The following is a 14,293-nucleotide window of genomic DNA, read 5'->3' as shown; positions in this document are numbered from 1 at the left end:
TGAGCTTGACGCAGCGTTAAAGCCCTAGCTCCTGCAGCAGTGCTTTTTGCTTGGCCGCCGGCACGAAGCTGTGGGCGGCCATTGCACCGCTCACGGCAACCGGCGGAACGCCGATGCCCGGAAACACTCCTGCCCCGCAGAGCTGTAATCCATCGATTGGCGTACTCCCGCCAGGAAACGGCGATCGATCAGCGCCGATGGCCGGCCCGTAGCTCCCTTGATGCACCCGCAAATAGCGCCGGTGAGTGTGGGGTGTGCCCTGGAGCTCCAGCACAATCCGATCCGCGAGATCCGGCACCAGCTGGCTGAAGACTTCACGGAAAATCCCGCAGCGCTCGGCCTTCAACGCCTCGTAGGCGCTGGTGCCCTGCTCGAGATCCCGCCACAGTTCCCAGGGTTCATTGGCAGGGCTGTAGGCGTGTAATCCATGCTGGCCCTCTGGTGCCAGCTGCGGGTCAAGCAGGGACGGCATTGAGAACACCAACATGTTGCGCTCGGCGCCGATGCCGCGCTGCCAATCGCCCACCCAAACGTGATGGATGGGAAGGCTTTCAAGGCTTTCACCCCGCAGGCCCACATGCCAGTGAAGAAAACTGGCGCAGGCCGGCGTGGCGGCACTCTGACGGCGCCAGCGGCGAGGAACACCTTCCTCAGGCAGGAGATTGAGGGTGTCCCAGGGGCTGGCATTGCTCACCACGCCGAGGCGTGCATCCAGCAACTCGCCATTGTCGAGCTCCACTCCGATGGCCCGGTTGCCTTCCAGGCGAATCCGGCGCACCACCGCGCGCAGGCGCAACTCACCGCCATGGCGGCGAAGGCCACGCACCAACGCCTCTGCCACCGCAGCACTGCCCCCTAGCGGGTAGTCGAGGCTGGCATTGGGCTCGAACCATTCGCCGAAGAGCGTGGCCATTGCGGCGGCGCTGGTCTGATCCATCGGCAGGCCGGAGATCAGGAAACAGAGCATCTCCACCCAATGGAGCAGGAAGGGATCCCTCAGATGCCGCCGCGCCATAGGCCCAAAGGCACCCCCGAGAGCCGCCAGCCGCGGCGCCTGACGGAGCAGGGTGGCCGAGCCACGAGCCCCCAACACACCAGCCATCCCTAAGCCCGGACGCATCGCCAACAACGGCAGCGATGCAGCAGCACGGCAGTAGGGCTCGAGCCACGCCATGAAAGTGCGCCATTCCTCGACAGCTGCAGCACCCCTGAGCTGCTGTACGGCCTGGAGAAAGGGCTCGGCGCCCACACCGATGCGCAGCTGCCCCTCCGGCAAGAGCAGGCCCCACTCCTCGTAGGACACCACCGGCACCGCTTCCCCCACCGCCCGCAGCACCTGAGCCAGGGGATTGGCGGATGGCCAGCGCCCTAGGCCGCTCCACAGCGATGGGCCCGATTCGAAGTGAAAACCGCGGCGCTCAAAACCATGGGCCGCTCCACCGGGGCGGTCGTGGGCCTCGAGCACCAACACGTCTAAGCCGTGGTATGCGGCCAAGGCGCCGCAACAGAGGCCACCCAGGCCGCTGCCAACAACAATCAGATCAGGCTTCAGGGCAGGCGATCACGCACCCGTTCAGTGTGCAGCCCAGCGCCAGAGGCCCACCCACTCATTGTTACGAGGCTTGGCATCGGGCCCTAGGGCCGAGTTGGTCGGCGCCATCCGCCACCTCGGTGCATGGCGACAAGAACGCTGAACCAGATCAGGCAAACGCCAGCAACCCGCACGAAACACCACCCATGGAGGCAATACCAAACCAAGCCTGCAGATCTGGTGGATCAGGCATAAAATTCAAGCCAAACGCGAGCTGCCCGTCGCTCTGCGGGAGCCCCATTTCGAGCCATGCGCCAGCTGCTCCAAACGCTTGCTAGTCCGTTAGCCGACAACACACCGCAAACCGCCCCGTTTGTGTACGTGACGGCACTCCATTCCGACGCTGGGCTAACCCGATCCCTGGCAGGCATCACCTTGATCTCTCGCGAACTGGGGTTTAACCGGGACGCAGAGACCCTCTACTCAGGAGATGCGCAGAGCGCCACGTTTCACGCCGTCCATCGCGACAGCGCTGTGTCTCTAGCGGTGGAAGTCTGCCCGCCGCGCCAGACCGTGTCGATCGCTGTGGCTGGCGTAGACGATGAAACCACGTATCAACTGTTTCTCGAAGCCGATGCCCGCCTGTTTGGGTGCTGCTGAGGCAGCAGATCAGGCCGCCTCCAATTGCTGAAGCTGGCTTTCCAAGCGCTGCTTGAGACGCGATTGCACCAAATGGCAGAGCTCATCCACCAAATCCCCCTCCGCCTGCCAGATGGTGCGAGCGCCGTCGCGATCACAGCGCACTAAACCAGCTCGCTGCAACTGACCGAGCTGACGACTGATGTGCGACTGAGAAAAACCGGTGGCATCGATCAAGGTGGCCACATCGGTTGGCCCCTGCTTGAGATGACACAGCAGCTGCAGCCGGGCCGGCTCACTCAGCAAACGAAAAAACTGGCTGTACTCCTCGAGTAACTGAGGAGACGGCATGGAGCCTGAGGCACCCATGACAATGACCTATGACGATAGACGCATTATGCCCGACCTTCCTCAGGCCCACCCAAGCCAGTTCTGGGACAACCGCTATAGGGAACAGGACTGGGCCTACGGCTGCGAACCCAACGACTTCTTGCGCCAACAGGCCCCACTGCTGCCCCAAGGAGATGCCCTCTGCCTGGCAGAAGGCCAAGGCCGCAACGGCATTTTCTTGGCGGAGCTGGGGCATCACGTGACCCTGCAAGACCTCAGCAGCGTGGGACTGGAGCGGGCGCAGACCCTCGCCGCCGCGAAGAACGTGCAGGTGCACTGCCTCTGCTGCGATCTTGCCGACTTTGAACCAGACCCACAAAGCACCGATCTGATCGTGGCGATTTGGATGCACCTGCCGGCGGAGCTGCGAGCCGTGGTGCACCGGCGGGCCGTGCGGGCCTTGCGCCCAGGCGGCCACATCATCCTTGAGGCCTACACCCCACGCCAGCTTCCGCACGGCAGCGGCGGCCCACCGACCGCCGAACTGCTGATCGAACCGAATCAACTACGCCAAGAACTGCAGGGACTGGATTGGTTGGTGCTGCAGGAGCGCGAACGCTGGATCGAAGAAGGTCGCTACCACCACGGCCAGAGCGCCGTGGTGCAGGCGCTGGGGCGCAAACCAGACCACCCAGCTAGCGACTAACCACCGCGCCCATCCAGACAGCCATTGCAATGATGGGGTTATGCGTGTATGGTCATACCAGTGTGTGACCGTTCGCCCATGACCGCAACCACGGCCGCCGCCCCCGCCATCTCGCTGATGGCTGCTGCCGGTGGCGGCAATCTGCTGTTTCGGCAACTGTTTGATGCCGCCACCGGCACCTTCACGTATCTGCTCGCTGACGTCGCCAGCCGCCAGGGTCTCTTGATCGACCCGGTGTTTGAGCAGCACAGCCGCGACCTGTCCCTGATTCACGAACTGGGGATCGACCTGGTGGCCTCGATCGATACCCACGCCCATGCCGACCATGTGACGGGCAGTTGGCTGATGCATGAAGCCACGGGCTGTGCCATCGGCCTGGCCGCCGCCGCCCGAGCCCAAAATGTCACCCGCCCGCTGGAACACGGTGATCGCCTCGCCTTCGGCAGCCGGTTTATCGACGTGCGCAGCACCCCGGGGCACACTGATGGCTGCGTCAGCTTCGTGCTCGACGATCAATCGATGGCCTTCACCGGCGATGCGCTGCTGGTGCGGGGCTGCGGCCGCTGCGACTTCCAGCAGGGCAATGCCCACACCCTCTGGGCCTCGATCACCGAGCAGATCTTCAGCCTGCCCGACTCCTGCCTGCTGTATCCGGGGCATGACTACACGGGCCGCACCGTGTCGTCGGTGGTGGAGGAAAAGGCGTTCAATGCCCGCCTCGGCGGCGCCGCTACCGAGCGGGACTTCGTGGGCCACATGCACAACATGAAGCTCCCCCACCCCCACAAAATCGCCGAGGCCCTGCCGGGCAACATGCGCGCAGGCAAGCCACGCGAAGCCCAGGCGCGCGTGGCTTGGGCTCCGGTGCAGCGCAGCTATGCGGGGCTGCCCGAACTCGCACCGGCTTGGGTGGCCGCCCATCAGAGCGATCTCACCATCTTGGATGTGCGTGGCCCCGAGGAGCTGGAGGGCCCCGATGGCTACATCAGCGGCAGCCTCAACATCCCCCTGCCGGAATTAGAGCAGCGCCGCCAGGAGATCCCCTCCGACCAACCGGTGGTGGTGGTGTGCCATTCCGGCAGCCGCTCGGCCCTCGCCACCCAGCAGCTGCTCAAGGAAGGCTTCGGCGATGTGGCCAACCTGCGCGGCGGCCTGAGCCGCTGGAGCGATGAGGGCTATCCCCTCTGCGGCACAGCCGCTCTCTGAATCAAACCCTCTTCACGCGAACCATGAACAGCACACAGAGCATCTCCGCCCAAGACCTGGCCGATCAACTGGCCAGCAAGCGCATCACTGTGATTGATGTGAGGGAGCCGATGGAATACGCCAGCGGCCACATCGCCGGGAGCATGAACGTGCCCCTCAACCGCCTGCATCAGGCCGACTTACCCCAAGGCCCCCTGGTGCTGGTATGCCAAAGCGGTAACCGCAGTGCCCAAGGGCTCAATCGTCTGCTGGATCGCGGTCATCCCCATCCCGTGGTGGATCTGGCCGGCGGGGTGCCCAACTGGCAGCAGGCCGGCTATCCACTGCGCAAGCTCAAGAACGCTCCCCTGCCGCTGATGCGTCAGGTGCAGATCGCGGCTGGATCGCTGATCCTGTTGGGGCTGATCCTCAGCAACGTGGTGGCCCCCGGCTGGATTGCCATCACCTGGTTTGTGGGTGCAGGCCTCACCTTCGCCGGCGTGAGTGGCTTCTGTGGCATGGCCCGGCTGTTGGCCGTGATGCCCTGGAATCGGGTGTCGATCTGATGGCCTTCAGCGCTCTGCTGCTCCTTGGGTTTGGCGGCGGCCTGATCGGCTTCCTGCTCTCGGTGCTGGGAGCCGGAGGCTCAATCCTGCTGCTGCCCCTGCTGGTGAGTGGTGCGGCCCTGCCCACCCGTGAGGCGGTGCCGCTGTCGCTGTTGGTGGTGATGCTCCTGGCCCTCGCCAACCTTGGGCCCTATGTGCGCCGCGGCCAGTTCGCTCTGCGCCCGGCGTTGATCCTGGGCATTCCCGCCTTGGCCGGCAGCTGGCTTGGGGGTAGCTGGGTGAAGGCCGGCCTGATCCCGGAATCGGTGCAGCTGGGAGTGTTCAGTGCGGCGGCCTTGGTGGCCTCCTGGCTGCTCACCCGCGGCCAAGGCTCCGATCAGGCGCCTCGGCCGCGCCCTGCACTCCTTGCCATACAAGGCGTGCTGGTGGGCCTCCTCACCGGGATCGCCGGCGTCGGCGGCGGCTTTGCGATCGTGCCGGCCCTGGTGTTGCTGGCAGGTCTGCCAATGCAGCTAGCCAGTGGCACCAGCCTGCTCCTGATCGCCGTGAATGCCCTGGTGGCCTTAGGCGCCCTCGGCCACTGGCCTAGCCAGAGCCTGCAGCTGATGCTGCCCCTGCTCGGAGGCGGCGCCGTGGGCGCCGTGGTGGGCCAACGGCTCGCACCCCATCTCAGCGATCGCCGCCTACGCCAAGGGTTCTCGATCCTGCTGATCGGCTCAGCGCTGATGAGCGGCCTTGAAGCCTGGAAACGTCAACCCGCCAGTGAACGCGATGAACTGGCCCAACACGTTGCCCCTGAGCTGCTGGTCAGCCGCGGGCACTCTTTTGTGGCACAAAAACCATGAGTCAGCGCACCTTTCGCTTCAAGCTGCGCAGCAGCCATTGCCCGCCTGAGCGAGGCACCCGTGATCTGGTGGTGGAGTTCCTGAGCGACTCCGGTCTCTGGGAGCCTCAGCAACTGAGCTTCACCATGCCGGGATTCCGGATTTATCTGATTTCCCTGCTGCTCTGTCAGCACGTTTACCTGGTGGCCAATGCCCATGAGAAGGGCATTGCTTTGCAGGAGGTGCAGGCCGATTTCAACGTCACCACGAGCAGTGAGTGGATCATCGAGCACGTGCAGGGCGACTTCCGCATCCGCATCGAGCGCAACACCAATGCCAGCAACGAGGTGATGGCCTACATGCAGGAGCGGATGAAGCTGTGCCCGATTTCCAAAAACCTGCCGGAGTCTGTGGGTAAAACCATCACCGTCACACCCCTGGCTTCGGGGACGAGAACATCAGCTCATGCCTGAACCAACCACGCAGCCCATCGAGCACTGCCCCCGCTTTCCCCAGCACTGCTCCTTGGAGTGCATGGAAAGGATGCGGGCGGAGTTCGGCAGCTACACCCTCAACGAGCCAGCTTTGGAAGATTGGTGCCCGATGGCGAAGGCCCTACAGCTGCAGGAGGCAGACCGGCGGCGGTTCGAAGCCGATCAACTCAAGGCTCTGCATCACAGGGAATTCCCTGACGATCCAGAGGCGTAATCCTCAAGCGGCTACCAGGGGTGCCGACTCCACCAGCGCCGGAGCCAGCCGCAGGCAGGTGTCGCCGGCGGGAACCTCGATCAACTTGGCTTGCCGGATCTTGGAGATCATCCGGGTGGTGGTCACCCGGGTGGCACCGATCAACTCCCCAATGCGCTCGTGGGTGAGGCGGAACGGCAAATCGCACCAATCACCACAGCGGCGGCCCATCCGCCGCACCAAAAGGCTGAGCAAAGCGTGCAGGCGTTGCTCGGCGTTGCCGAGATGGCGGATGCGCAGCAGTTGCAGCGTCCATTCATTGACTGGATCAAAGCCAGCCTCAGCGGTGGGCTCCGCCTCGGTGCTGAACAACAAGGGCGTGAGGGCCTCCACGCACACGCCTTCGCTGCAGAGGCGATCCGTGCGCAGCTGATCACCAGGTTGCAGGAAGGCCAGGGTCATGCCCTCGGTTTCCTCACAGGGGCAATACACACGGGCCATCCCCTCCAACACTTCGATGCAGCTGCCCTCTGGCCGCAGGGAGGGATCGAGCAGCACGGTCTGCCCAACCGGCATCCGCACGGCGCTCACAGGGGACTCGGGAAGGAAACGAAAGCTCATGGACCCATCCAAAGCAGGGCTAATTGCGAATGCGTCGCAATGTAGAGAAGCTTGGCGCTTTTTGCAAGCGATTCTCAATAGCATTGAGCAACTGCGAACCAAAGGGCCTCTAGGGCATCAAAAAGCCGCCTCGGGCGGATGGCCCAGGCGGCTCGATGCAATGCGAGGCGGGAGCTGCTCCCGCTTCAAATCACCTCTACTTCCAGCCGTTGCGCGCCATCAGCTGCACGGCCGCCTTGTTCTTGGCACCCATCTGTTCCGCCGACACGCCGTCGGCCTTGAAGGTGCCGAACTGCTGAAGGATCGCGTTATTGCCGTAGCCCTTGAGCGGATATTCGTTGTTGGCCTCGGCGTAGCCGCGACCACCGGTAGGTGAGGCCAGGAACTCAATCAGTTTCAGAGCGGCCTGGGGGTTCTTGGAGGTTTTCACCACCCCTGCACCTGAGATATTCACGTGTGCCGGATTGGTGAACACCACCTTCACCTTGTCTGCCATGGCTTGATCGGCCGCACCGTTGTCACCCGAGATCATCCGAGCGAGGTAATAGGTGTTCACCAGGCCCACGCCGCACTGGCCATTGGCCACAGCGCGGATCAAGGGCGTATCGGAGGTGAAGTAGGGCTTGGTCACATTGGAGGTCATGCCCTTCACCCAGGTCGCCGTGGCGGCATCACCCCGCAGGATCATCTGATCCGCAACGAGCGATTGGTTGTAAACGCTCTTGCTATCCCGCAGGCAGAGCTTGCCCTTCAAGGCCGGATTGGCCAGGTCGGCATAGCTGCGGATGCTGGCTGGGTTCACCAACTTAGGGTTCACCACCGGCACCCGAACGCGACGAGTGAGCCCGAACCAGCGCCCTTGGGCATCGCGCAGATTGGCCGGCACATCGCGATTGAGCACAACCGAGGAGGTGGGACGGAACAGACCCATGTCGGAGGCCTTGTCGAGACGGGCGGCATCCACCAGAACCAGCACATCGGCGGGACTGTTCTGGCCTTCGGTACGCACCCGCTCGATCAGGGCATCGTCTTTGGCCTCGAGCAACTTCACCTTGATGCCCGTGCGAGCCGTGAACTGCCGGTAGAGCTCCTTGTCGGTGTTGTAGTGACGGCCGGAGTAGACCCCGATCTCTTGGTTCTGGCCCTGGGCTGTCACCACGCCGGTGGCCATGATCGCCGCACCGGCCCCGGTCACCGCCAACAGGACGAAAGCACCGATGGATTCGGGTCGGCGCAATGAACGCAACGAAGGGAACGTCAAGGGATGAAATGTGTTCTTGCTCGGCACTATGGCCAGCAGCAACTCCTCAGGAGTAGGAGAGCGATCATTGCCAACCCGAGGGTGTGACAAATGTCACATCAACGCGTGCAAAGGCCTTGCCCGTAGGCTTTTTGGCGATGGTTCCTCTCCCAGACCAGGCAGCGCCACAAAGTCCACAGCGCGGCCTGCTTGGGGCGGGCGTGCTGCTTCTCTGCAGCTTGGCCCTGGCCCCGGTGCTCAGCCTGGGCTGGTTTGCTTTCGCTGCCAGCGAGGGATCCCGCTTCGATCTCGGCTACGGCGGGGTGGAGCAGGTGGTGAACACCCTCGCCCTGGTGGCCCTGGTGGGACTGCTCACCGCTCTACTGGGCACCGCCACAGGCTGGCTCACGGCCCGTTGCGCCTTTCCAGGCCGCCGTTGGCTGCGCATTGCCCAATTACTGCCCCTGGCCACCCCCAGCTATCTGCTGGCCGCAACCTGGATCGACCTTGGCAGCCGCTATGGCGTACGGGTGCACGGATTCACCCCCGCGCTGATCGTGATGGTGCTGAGCACCTACAGCTACGTGTTCCTGCTCTCGACTGAGAGCTTCTCGGTGAGCGGCCGCCGCCAGCTCGAAGCCTGCCGCAGCCTGGGCGTGGGCCCCTGGGGAAGTTTCTGGCGTGTCGCCCTGCCCATGGCACTACCGGCCATTGGTGCCGGCGTGGCTTTGGGGGGAATGGAGGTGGTGAATGAACTTGGCGCGGTGCAGCTGCTCGGCGTGCCAACCCTCTCCACCGGCATTCTCAATCGCTGGCAACAGGATGGCGATCCACAGGGTGCCGTAGCTCTGGCCTTGATGGCACTGGTGATCGTGGCCCTGCTGGTGGGCGCTGAACGCAACCTGCGCCAGCGCAGCCGCTGCTGGAACCTTGGCAACGACGGCGACGTCGACCCCCAGTGGCGCCTTGAGGGGCAGCGACGCTGGTTCGGCCAGGCTCTATGCCTGATTCCACCGCTGATCACCCTGGGGCTCCCGGTGATCTGGGCTGCCCTGAGCTGGGATCAGATCCCCGCTGAAGACACCACCGAACTGTTGACACTCGGTAGTCGCAGCTTCGGCCTGGCCCTCCTAGCAGCGGCCCTCACCGTGGCCGGCGGCCTGCTCTTGGCCATCGCCAAGCGCTGGATCCCGAATAGCGCGCTGCGCCGTCTCACCTTCATCGCTGGTCTGGGCTACGCGATCCCCGGAACGGTGCTGGCCCTAGCCCTGATGCTGATCGGGGGTCCGCTATCGCTGGCTCCCTTGCTGCTGCTGGTGTGGGGTTACAGCGATCGTTTCCTGGCGGTCTCGAAGGGCGGGCTCGATGCCGCCCTGGAGCGGATCCCACCGAGCGTGGATGAAGCCGCCACCTCCCTCGGCAACAGCTGGCTCGGAGTCTTGCGGCGTGTGCATCTGCCATTGCTGCGGGGTCCACTCCTGGTGGGTGGACTGCTGGTGTTCGTGGACACCGTGAAGGAGCTGCCCCTCACCTTTGCCCTGCGCCCCTTTGATTTCGACACCCTGGCTGTGCGGGTATACCAGTACGCCAGTGATGAGCGGGTGGGGGCAGCCCTGGTTCCAGCCCTGTTAATCCTGGCGCTGGGAATCCTGGCTGCCATAGCGCTGATCCCCAGCTTGGAGCGGCTCGAGCGACGCTGAACCTCGGGGTGTGTCTTTTGCTGCTCCCTCCGGCAGCAATCGTTCCGCAGGGATCTAGCGCCGGCGAGATGCTTCCGGGAGCGACCCCCCTCCGTCGATGTTGCGCTTGCATGGCGACCGCCAAAGCCTGATGGCGGCTTTGATGGCCCACTGGGCCGATCAGCAGCTCGGCCTCAGCCCCGCCACCACTGCTGCACCACCGCAGGTGTGCCATACCAGTGAGCACCAAAGGCACCCCCGTGAGCAACGCCCGACAGCGTGATCTGCTCCGAACCATCCAGCAGCGCCGACTGCACCGGCACCAGGCCATCCCCCTTCAGATCACGGCAACCAGCGATGGCTTGGTAGGAGCCCGGGGCCATGCGTTGACTGAGGGCCGAGCCATCACCGGCCGACAAGGCACCGGCCACAGAGAGGTAGTGCACCTGATCGGCGAAGCAGGCTCCGGGGTAAAGGCGATCCACCATCTGCCGCAGCGGTGTGGCCCGCAGAGCTGTGTGGGGGCTCCCCAGCGTGTAAAGCCGATCAGCCCTTCGCTTGCCGTCGTATCGGCGCCCAGCGAAGGGAGTATCTGCCAGAAAGAGGCGCAGCATCACACCACCAGAGCTGTGGCCGATCAGCGTTACCTTGCCTGTGGCTGAGCGAGCGGCCAACACCTCTGCTTGAGCGGCCACCCGATCCAACAAGCGCCGCCAGCCGAAGGCCCAGGAAGTGAGCAGCCAATCGAAACGGTTGGCTGGCACCAGCTCAACCGGCTGATGCGTGTGCTGCTGCAACCAGCTGCACATCGGCTGATAGGCCTCTTCGGTGATCAGAAATCCACCCAGAATCAGCACGGGTTGAGCAGGCACGTGTAGCGCTCTCTTTCGACAGGGTCTATGGTGACTCTGTGAACCGATCGGCGAGCACCAACGCGCCGCATCCCTTCACGCCCGATCCGCTCTCCCTTGAGAGGGAGTTTGAACGGCAGCCGTCATCTCGGTTGTCATCGAGGCAAAGCGACAGATAACTCAAAGCAACACAACGATGACCATTCACATCCCCACCCACAAACCAACCAAGGCCCCTAGCCACCGCCCCAAAGCCCAACAACAGCGTCCAACACCCCACCAACCCACGTGGGAAGAGCTGCTGGGCCGCCGCTGAGGCACGCCTGCAGCAACAACGTTCACTCGCTTGAATGGGCCCCTGCACCCATGGGCCGATGGATCCTTACTGGCTGAAGCTGCGCTGGCCTCTCACGGTGCTGGCTCTTGGCACGATGCTGATCGGGGTTCTGTTGCGCAGCAGCCAACATCCGATCCAGCTGCGCTTGGTGCTGAGCTTTGCCGAACCGCTCAACCTCGCTGGTCAGGTTGAAGGTGTGCTGAGCATGCCGAAGCCACTACAAATGCTCCACAGCGGAGACGTGAAGGTTCAGGTCACCGAGCAATCACCGATCCAGTTGAGCGTGAACAACCGAACCCCTGTGCAGGTGGAAGTCAGCAATCCCAATCCGATTCAAATCAAAATGAGTGAGGACAAACCTATGGAGGTTGACGTACAGCCCAAGGCTCCCGTCAACGTGAAGATCGGGCTGTGATTCGAGGCAAGTCTCGTTAGCGTGCGGCTAACGCTGTAGGCATCGATGGCACCGGAGCGGTTCTTTCTCGAACTCACACCACCGTCTGAGCTGCTCAGGCAAGCGCCCCATGTGGTGATCGTGGGCGCGGGATTCGCGGGCTTGAAGGCGGCTCAGACCTTCGCCGGCAAGACCGTGCGGGTCACCCTGATCGACAAACGCAACTTCAACCTGTTTCAGCCCATGCTGTATCAGGTGGCCTCAGGCCTGGTGTCGCAGACCGACGTGGCTTCACCGCTGCGGATCATGATCGGCAAGGCCCCCAACGTTCAGATCCTGATGGGGGAGGTGGTTGACATCGACGCCAACGCCAAGGAGGTGGTTTTCAACGACCGGCGACTGCGTTACGACCATCTGATCTTGGCCACCGGCGCCACCAGCAGCTTCTTCGGCCACGACGAATGGGCGCAATACGCCACGCCGATGAAATCGCTCGAAGATGCCTACGGCATTCGCAAGCGGGTGCTGGGAGCCCTCGAGGAAGCTGAGCAAACCCCCGATCTCGACAAGCGCCGCCTGTTGCAATCCGTGGTGGTGGTGGGCGGCGGCCCCACAGGCTGCGAGCTCGCGGCCTCCCTCAACGATTTGATGCGCCACACCCTTGAGCGCGACTTCAAACAGATCGATCCCACCCATTGCAAGGTGACGTTGGTTGACCCCGGCGATCGGGTGCTGCGGGCGATGGACCCCCAGCTCTCGCAAGCCGCCGGCGACCACCTCAAGCGCTGTGGCGTGGAACTGCTGCTAGGGGGCAGGGTGAAAACGATCGAAGAGGGCAAGCTCACGGTGACCACCAGCGATGGTGAGGTCACCCTGGAGGCCCAAACCATCTGCTGGACCGCTGGTGTAGCCGCATCACCTCTGGGCAAGTTGCTGGCGGATCGCACCGGCTGCAACACCGATCGCGGTGGCCGCATCCCGGTGGAGCCCGATTTCTCCATCCCTGGGCATCCAGAGATTCGTGTTTTGGGCGATCTCTGCAGTTACACCCACACCAAAGACGGCAAACCGCTACCCGGGATGGCTGGCCCAGCTGTGCAGATGGGCGTGTGGGTCGCCAAAGACATCCTGGCCAAACAGCAAAACCAACAGCACCCCGCCTTTGCGTTCACCGACTTCGGCACAATGGCGATTGTGGGCTCGCTCTTCGCCGTTGCAGACCTTCGGGGCGTCAAGGTGAGTGGCGTGTTCGGGTGGCTGCTCTGGGGTTTGGCTCACCTGGCCTTCATGCCCGATCGCGAAAACCGGTTAACACTGCTCACCAAATGGCTGTGGCTGATCTTCACCCGCGAACGCTCGGCCCTCGTGATTACTGGCGCACCGTCATAGAGCGGGCTCAGCAGCTGGCATCGGCTGATCGGCCAGATCTTTGAGGGCGTGATACACCGGCTTGGCCACCACCAGCCGGCTCACATAAGCCGCGATCACGGCCGCCAACAACAATCCGGGCAAGAGCTGCTGATCACCGGCCATGCGCACACCGAAGAGCACGGCCAGCACGGGCAACTGGGTGGCCCCGGCCAATCCAGCCACCATCCCGAGGGTGAGGCCGAGCTGAGCGGCCATGGCGGTATCTCCCAGGCTGTGGCCCAGAACAGCACCGAAGGTGAAGGAAGGGTCGATCAGGCCGCCGGGGATGCCTGCACCCAGGGCCAGGATGGGCCCAACCACCCGCAGCACAAGGGTGAGCAGATCACCAAACAGCCCTGGCAGCAGGAAATTCGTGGGTGAGCCGCCCTCGATCATGTGGGTCATCAAGAGCTCTCCGTCACAGCCGGCGGCACCTCCGCTGATCAGCAGAAACACACTGAGCACCCCCCCCAGCAGCAACCCGAAGCGCAGTGGTTGCTGCTGAACGATGCGGCGCCAGCGGCGCGTGGCGTCCAGGAGCAAACGCGCGAAGAGAGCGCCAAGCCCTCCCGCCAGAGCACCGATCGGCAGGGCCCAGGCCAGCTGGCTCAATTCAGAGGGAGCGACGCCCACCATGCCCAGAGCAAATTCGGGCTGGCCCACCACGCTGCTGAAGGCTGCGGCCAAAGCCCCGATCACCAGAGCTGGCCAGATCAACCCCACCGAGAAGGTGCCCATAAACTCCTCCGCCACAAACACCACCCCCAGCAGCGGGGTGTTGAAACCTCCGGCCAGGCCTGCACCACCAGCCACCGCAAGCAGATCTGCGTGGTTCAACTCACGCAGCCAACCAGGAAAGCGGCGCCGCAACCAATAAGCCGCTGTCGCACCCACCTGCACCACCGGACCCTCCCGCCCCAAGGGCATCAGGCTGAGGGTGGCCAGGCCCCACAACAGCAACCGCTGCACAGTGGGCACTAGCCCCAAAAGCGATCCAGCCTGGTCGGGATGCTCAATGCTGGTCATCGCCTGGGGTATACCCGACCCCTTACCGCGACTGAACGATCTGCTCTGAAGCACCAGCAGCAGAGGCAGCACCAGCAGAGGGGCTAGTGCAAGCAACAGCGTGAGCGGACGCCAGGGGGTGCCACTGAACGCTGGCAACAGCTCGAGCAGCTGATCGCCCCAACGATCCAAGAGGTTGAACGGCCAGCAGAGCAGACCAACAAACAAACCCAGGATCCCGAGCTGGAGCAGCCGCCGGATCAATGCCTTCAATTGCGTCATTCAGTC

Annotated in this window: 16 protein-coding genes; 10 read left to right on the top strand and 6 right to left on the bottom strand. The window is 63.7% G+C overall.

The features are described from left to right. Window positions 1-16 precede the first annotated feature (16 nt). Window positions 17-1,495, bottom strand: a complete 1,479-nt coding sequence (locus tag KJJ24_RS01120) for an NAD(P)/FAD-dependent oxidoreductase (RefSeq protein ID WP_250544830.1) — start codon at window positions 1,493-1,495, stop codon at window positions 17-19. A gap of 345 nt (window positions 1,496-1,840) precedes the next feature. Between KJJ24_RS01120 and KJJ24_RS01115 the strand changes: the two genes are divergently transcribed. Further along, window positions 1,841-2,191 carry a hypothetical protein gene (locus KJJ24_RS01115; RefSeq protein WP_214340230.1) on the top strand — a complete coding sequence of 117 codons (351 nt, stop codon included), beginning with the start codon at window positions 1,841-1,843 and terminating at the stop codon, window positions 2,189-2,191. A gap of 9 nt (window positions 2,192-2,200) precedes the next feature. On the opposite strand, the gene KJJ24_RS01110 is transcribed toward KJJ24_RS01115, so the two are convergent. Further along, entirely contained in the window at window positions 2,201-2,521 is a 321-nt protein-coding gene (locus KJJ24_RS01110) for a helix-turn-helix transcriptional regulator (protein ID WP_214340228.1), read from the bottom strand. A gap of 46 nt (window positions 2,522-2,567) precedes the next feature. Here KJJ24_RS01110 and KJJ24_RS01105 point away from each other — a divergent pair, with 46 nt between their 5' ends. From KJJ24_RS01105 to KJJ24_RS01080, 6 genes are all read left to right on the top strand, one after another. Then, window positions 2,568-3,206, top strand: coding sequence for a bifunctional 2-polyprenyl-6-hydroxyphenol methylase/3-demethylubiquinol 3-O-methyltransferase UbiG (locus tag KJJ24_RS01105; RefSeq protein WP_214340226.1), 639 nt, complete (start codon window positions 2,568-2,570; stop codon window positions 3,204-3,206). Between the two features lie 78 nt (window positions 3,207-3,284). Next, the gene (locus KJJ24_RS01100) at window positions 3,285-4,412 is read left to right on the top strand and encodes a rhodanese-like domain-containing protein (protein WP_214340225.1); all 1,128 of its coding nucleotides are present in this window, start codon (window positions 3,285-3,287) and stop codon (window positions 4,410-4,412) included. A 23-nt stretch (window positions 4,413-4,435) separates the two neighbouring features. Beyond that, on the top strand, window positions 4,436-4,957 hold the full coding sequence (locus KJJ24_RS01095; RefSeq protein WP_214340224.1) for a rhodanese-like domain-containing protein: 522 nt from the start codon (window positions 4,436-4,438) through the stop codon (window positions 4,955-4,957). Then, entirely contained in the window at window positions 4,957-5,802 is an 846-nt protein-coding gene (locus KJJ24_RS01090) for a sulfite exporter TauE/SafE family protein (protein ID WP_214340223.1), read from the top strand. Before KJJ24_RS01095 ends, KJJ24_RS01090 begins: the two co-directional genes overlap by 1 nt. Then, complete coding sequence (locus tag KJJ24_RS01085; protein ID WP_214340222.1) at window positions 5,799-6,254, top strand: OsmC family protein; 456 nt, start codon at window positions 5,799-5,801, stop codon at window positions 6,252-6,254. The genes KJJ24_RS01090 and KJJ24_RS01085 overlap by 4 nt, the downstream gene beginning before the upstream one ends. After that, on the top strand, window positions 6,247-6,489 hold the full coding sequence (locus KJJ24_RS01080) for a hypothetical protein (RefSeq protein WP_214340221.1): 243 nt from the start codon (window positions 6,247-6,249) through the stop codon (window positions 6,487-6,489). Before KJJ24_RS01085 ends, KJJ24_RS01080 begins: the two co-directional genes overlap by 8 nt. Before the next feature lie 3 nt (window positions 6,490-6,492). On the opposite strand, the gene KJJ24_RS01075 is transcribed toward KJJ24_RS01080, so the two are convergent. Together KJJ24_RS01075 and KJJ24_RS01070 are read right to left on the bottom strand one after the other, a co-directional pair. Then, window positions 6,493-7,089 carry a Crp/Fnr family transcriptional regulator gene (locus KJJ24_RS01075; protein ID WP_214340220.1) on the bottom strand — a complete coding sequence of 199 codons (597 nt, stop codon included), beginning with the start codon at window positions 7,087-7,089 and terminating at the stop codon, window positions 6,493-6,495. 196 nt (window positions 7,090-7,285) lie between these two features. Further along, the gene (locus KJJ24_RS01070) at window positions 7,286-8,326 is read right to left on the bottom strand and encodes an extracellular solute-binding protein (protein WP_214343117.1); all 1,041 of its coding nucleotides are present in this window, start codon (window positions 8,324-8,326) and stop codon (window positions 7,286-7,288) included. A 161-nt stretch (window positions 8,327-8,487) separates the two neighbouring features. Here KJJ24_RS01070 and KJJ24_RS01065 point away from each other — a divergent pair, with 161 nt between their 5' ends. After that, a complete protein-coding gene (locus KJJ24_RS01065; protein WP_214340213.1) occupies window positions 8,488-10,029 on the top strand; it encodes an iron ABC transporter permease in 1,542 nt (513 codons plus the stop codon). 173 nt (window positions 10,030-10,202) lie between these two features. On the opposite strand, the gene KJJ24_RS01060 is transcribed toward KJJ24_RS01065, so the two are convergent. After that, window positions 10,203-10,880 carry a triacylglycerol lipase gene (locus tag KJJ24_RS01060; protein WP_214340211.1) on the bottom strand — a complete coding sequence of 226 codons (678 nt, stop codon included), beginning with the start codon at window positions 10,878-10,880 and terminating at the stop codon, window positions 10,203-10,205. 353 nt (window positions 10,881-11,233) lie between these two features. Here KJJ24_RS01060 and KJJ24_RS01055 point away from each other — a divergent pair, with 353 nt between their 5' ends. Together KJJ24_RS01055 and KJJ24_RS01050 are read left to right on the top strand one after the other, a co-directional pair. Then, on the top strand, window positions 11,234-11,611 hold the full coding sequence (locus tag KJJ24_RS01055) for a hypothetical protein (RefSeq protein WP_214340209.1): 378 nt from the start codon (window positions 11,234-11,236) through the stop codon (window positions 11,609-11,611). A 45-nt stretch (window positions 11,612-11,656) separates the two neighbouring features. Next, on the top strand, window positions 11,657-12,979 hold the full coding sequence (locus KJJ24_RS01050) for an NAD(P)/FAD-dependent oxidoreductase (protein WP_214340207.1): 1,323 nt from the start codon (window positions 11,657-11,659) through the stop codon (window positions 12,977-12,979). Here KJJ24_RS01050 and KJJ24_RS01045 read toward each other — a convergent pair. Continuing rightward, window positions 12,974-14,287, bottom strand: a complete 1,314-nt coding sequence (locus KJJ24_RS01045; RefSeq protein ID WP_214340205.1) for a chloride channel protein — start codon at window positions 14,285-14,287, stop codon at window positions 12,974-12,976. The genes KJJ24_RS01050 and KJJ24_RS01045 overlap by 6 nt on opposite strands. Between the last annotated feature and the right edge of the window lie 6 nt (window positions 14,288-14,293).

The organism is Synechococcus sp. LA31, assembly GCF_018502385.1.
Taxonomy (GTDB): domain Bacteria; phylum Cyanobacteriota; class Cyanobacteriia; order PCC-6307; family Cyanobiaceae; genus Vulcanococcus.
The sequence above is the reverse complement of the archived record's forward strand: the minus strand, read 5'-3'. Positions and strand labels throughout refer to the sequence as shown.

Excerpts from the sequence above, each read along its gene's own strand:
- KJJ24_RS01065 (WP_214340213.1), top strand. The coding sequence starts at position 8,488 with ATGGTTCCTCTCCCAGACCAGGCAGCGCCACAAAGTCCACAGCGCGGC.
- KJJ24_RS01090 (WP_214340223.1), top strand. The coding sequence starts at position 4,957 with ATGGCCTTCAGCGCTCTGCTGCTCCTTGGGTTTGGCGGCGGCCTGATC.
- KJJ24_RS01100 (WP_214340225.1), top strand. The coding sequence starts at position 3,285 with ATGACCGCAACCACGGCCGCCGCCCCCGCCATCTCGCTGATGGCTGCT.
- KJJ24_RS01075 (WP_214340220.1), bottom strand. The coding sequence starts at position 7,089 with ATGAGCTTTCGTTTCCTTCCCGAGTCCCCTGTGAGCGCCGTGCGGATG.
- KJJ24_RS01050 (WP_214340207.1), top strand. The coding sequence starts at position 11,657 with ATGGCACCGGAGCGGTTCTTTCTCGAACTCACACCACCGTCTGAGCTG.
- KJJ24_RS01095 (WP_214340224.1), top strand. The coding sequence starts at position 4,436 with ATGAACAGCACACAGAGCATCTCCGCCCAAGACCTGGCCGATCAACTG.
- KJJ24_RS01085 (WP_214340222.1), top strand. The coding sequence starts at position 5,799 with ATGAGTCAGCGCACCTTTCGCTTCAAGCTGCGCAGCAGCCATTGCCCG.
- KJJ24_RS01110 (WP_214340228.1), bottom strand. The coding sequence starts at position 2,521 with ATGCCGTCTCCTCAGTTACTCGAGGAGTACAGCCAGTTTTTTCGTTTG.
- KJJ24_RS01080 (WP_214340221.1), top strand. The coding sequence starts at position 6,247 with ATGCCTGAACCAACCACGCAGCCCATCGAGCACTGCCCCCGCTTTCCC.
- KJJ24_RS01055 (WP_214340209.1), top strand. The coding sequence starts at position 11,234 with ATGGATCCTTACTGGCTGAAGCTGCGCTGGCCTCTCACGGTGCTGGCT.
- KJJ24_RS01105 (WP_214340226.1), top strand. The coding sequence starts at position 2,568 with ATGCCCGACCTTCCTCAGGCCCACCCAAGCCAGTTCTGGGACAACCGC.
- KJJ24_RS01115 (WP_214340230.1), top strand. The coding sequence starts at position 1,841 with ATGCGCCAGCTGCTCCAAACGCTTGCTAGTCCGTTAGCCGACAACACA.
- KJJ24_RS01045 (WP_214340205.1), bottom strand. The coding sequence starts at position 14,287 with ATGACGCAATTGAAGGCATTGATCCGGCGGCTGCTCCAGCTCGGGATC.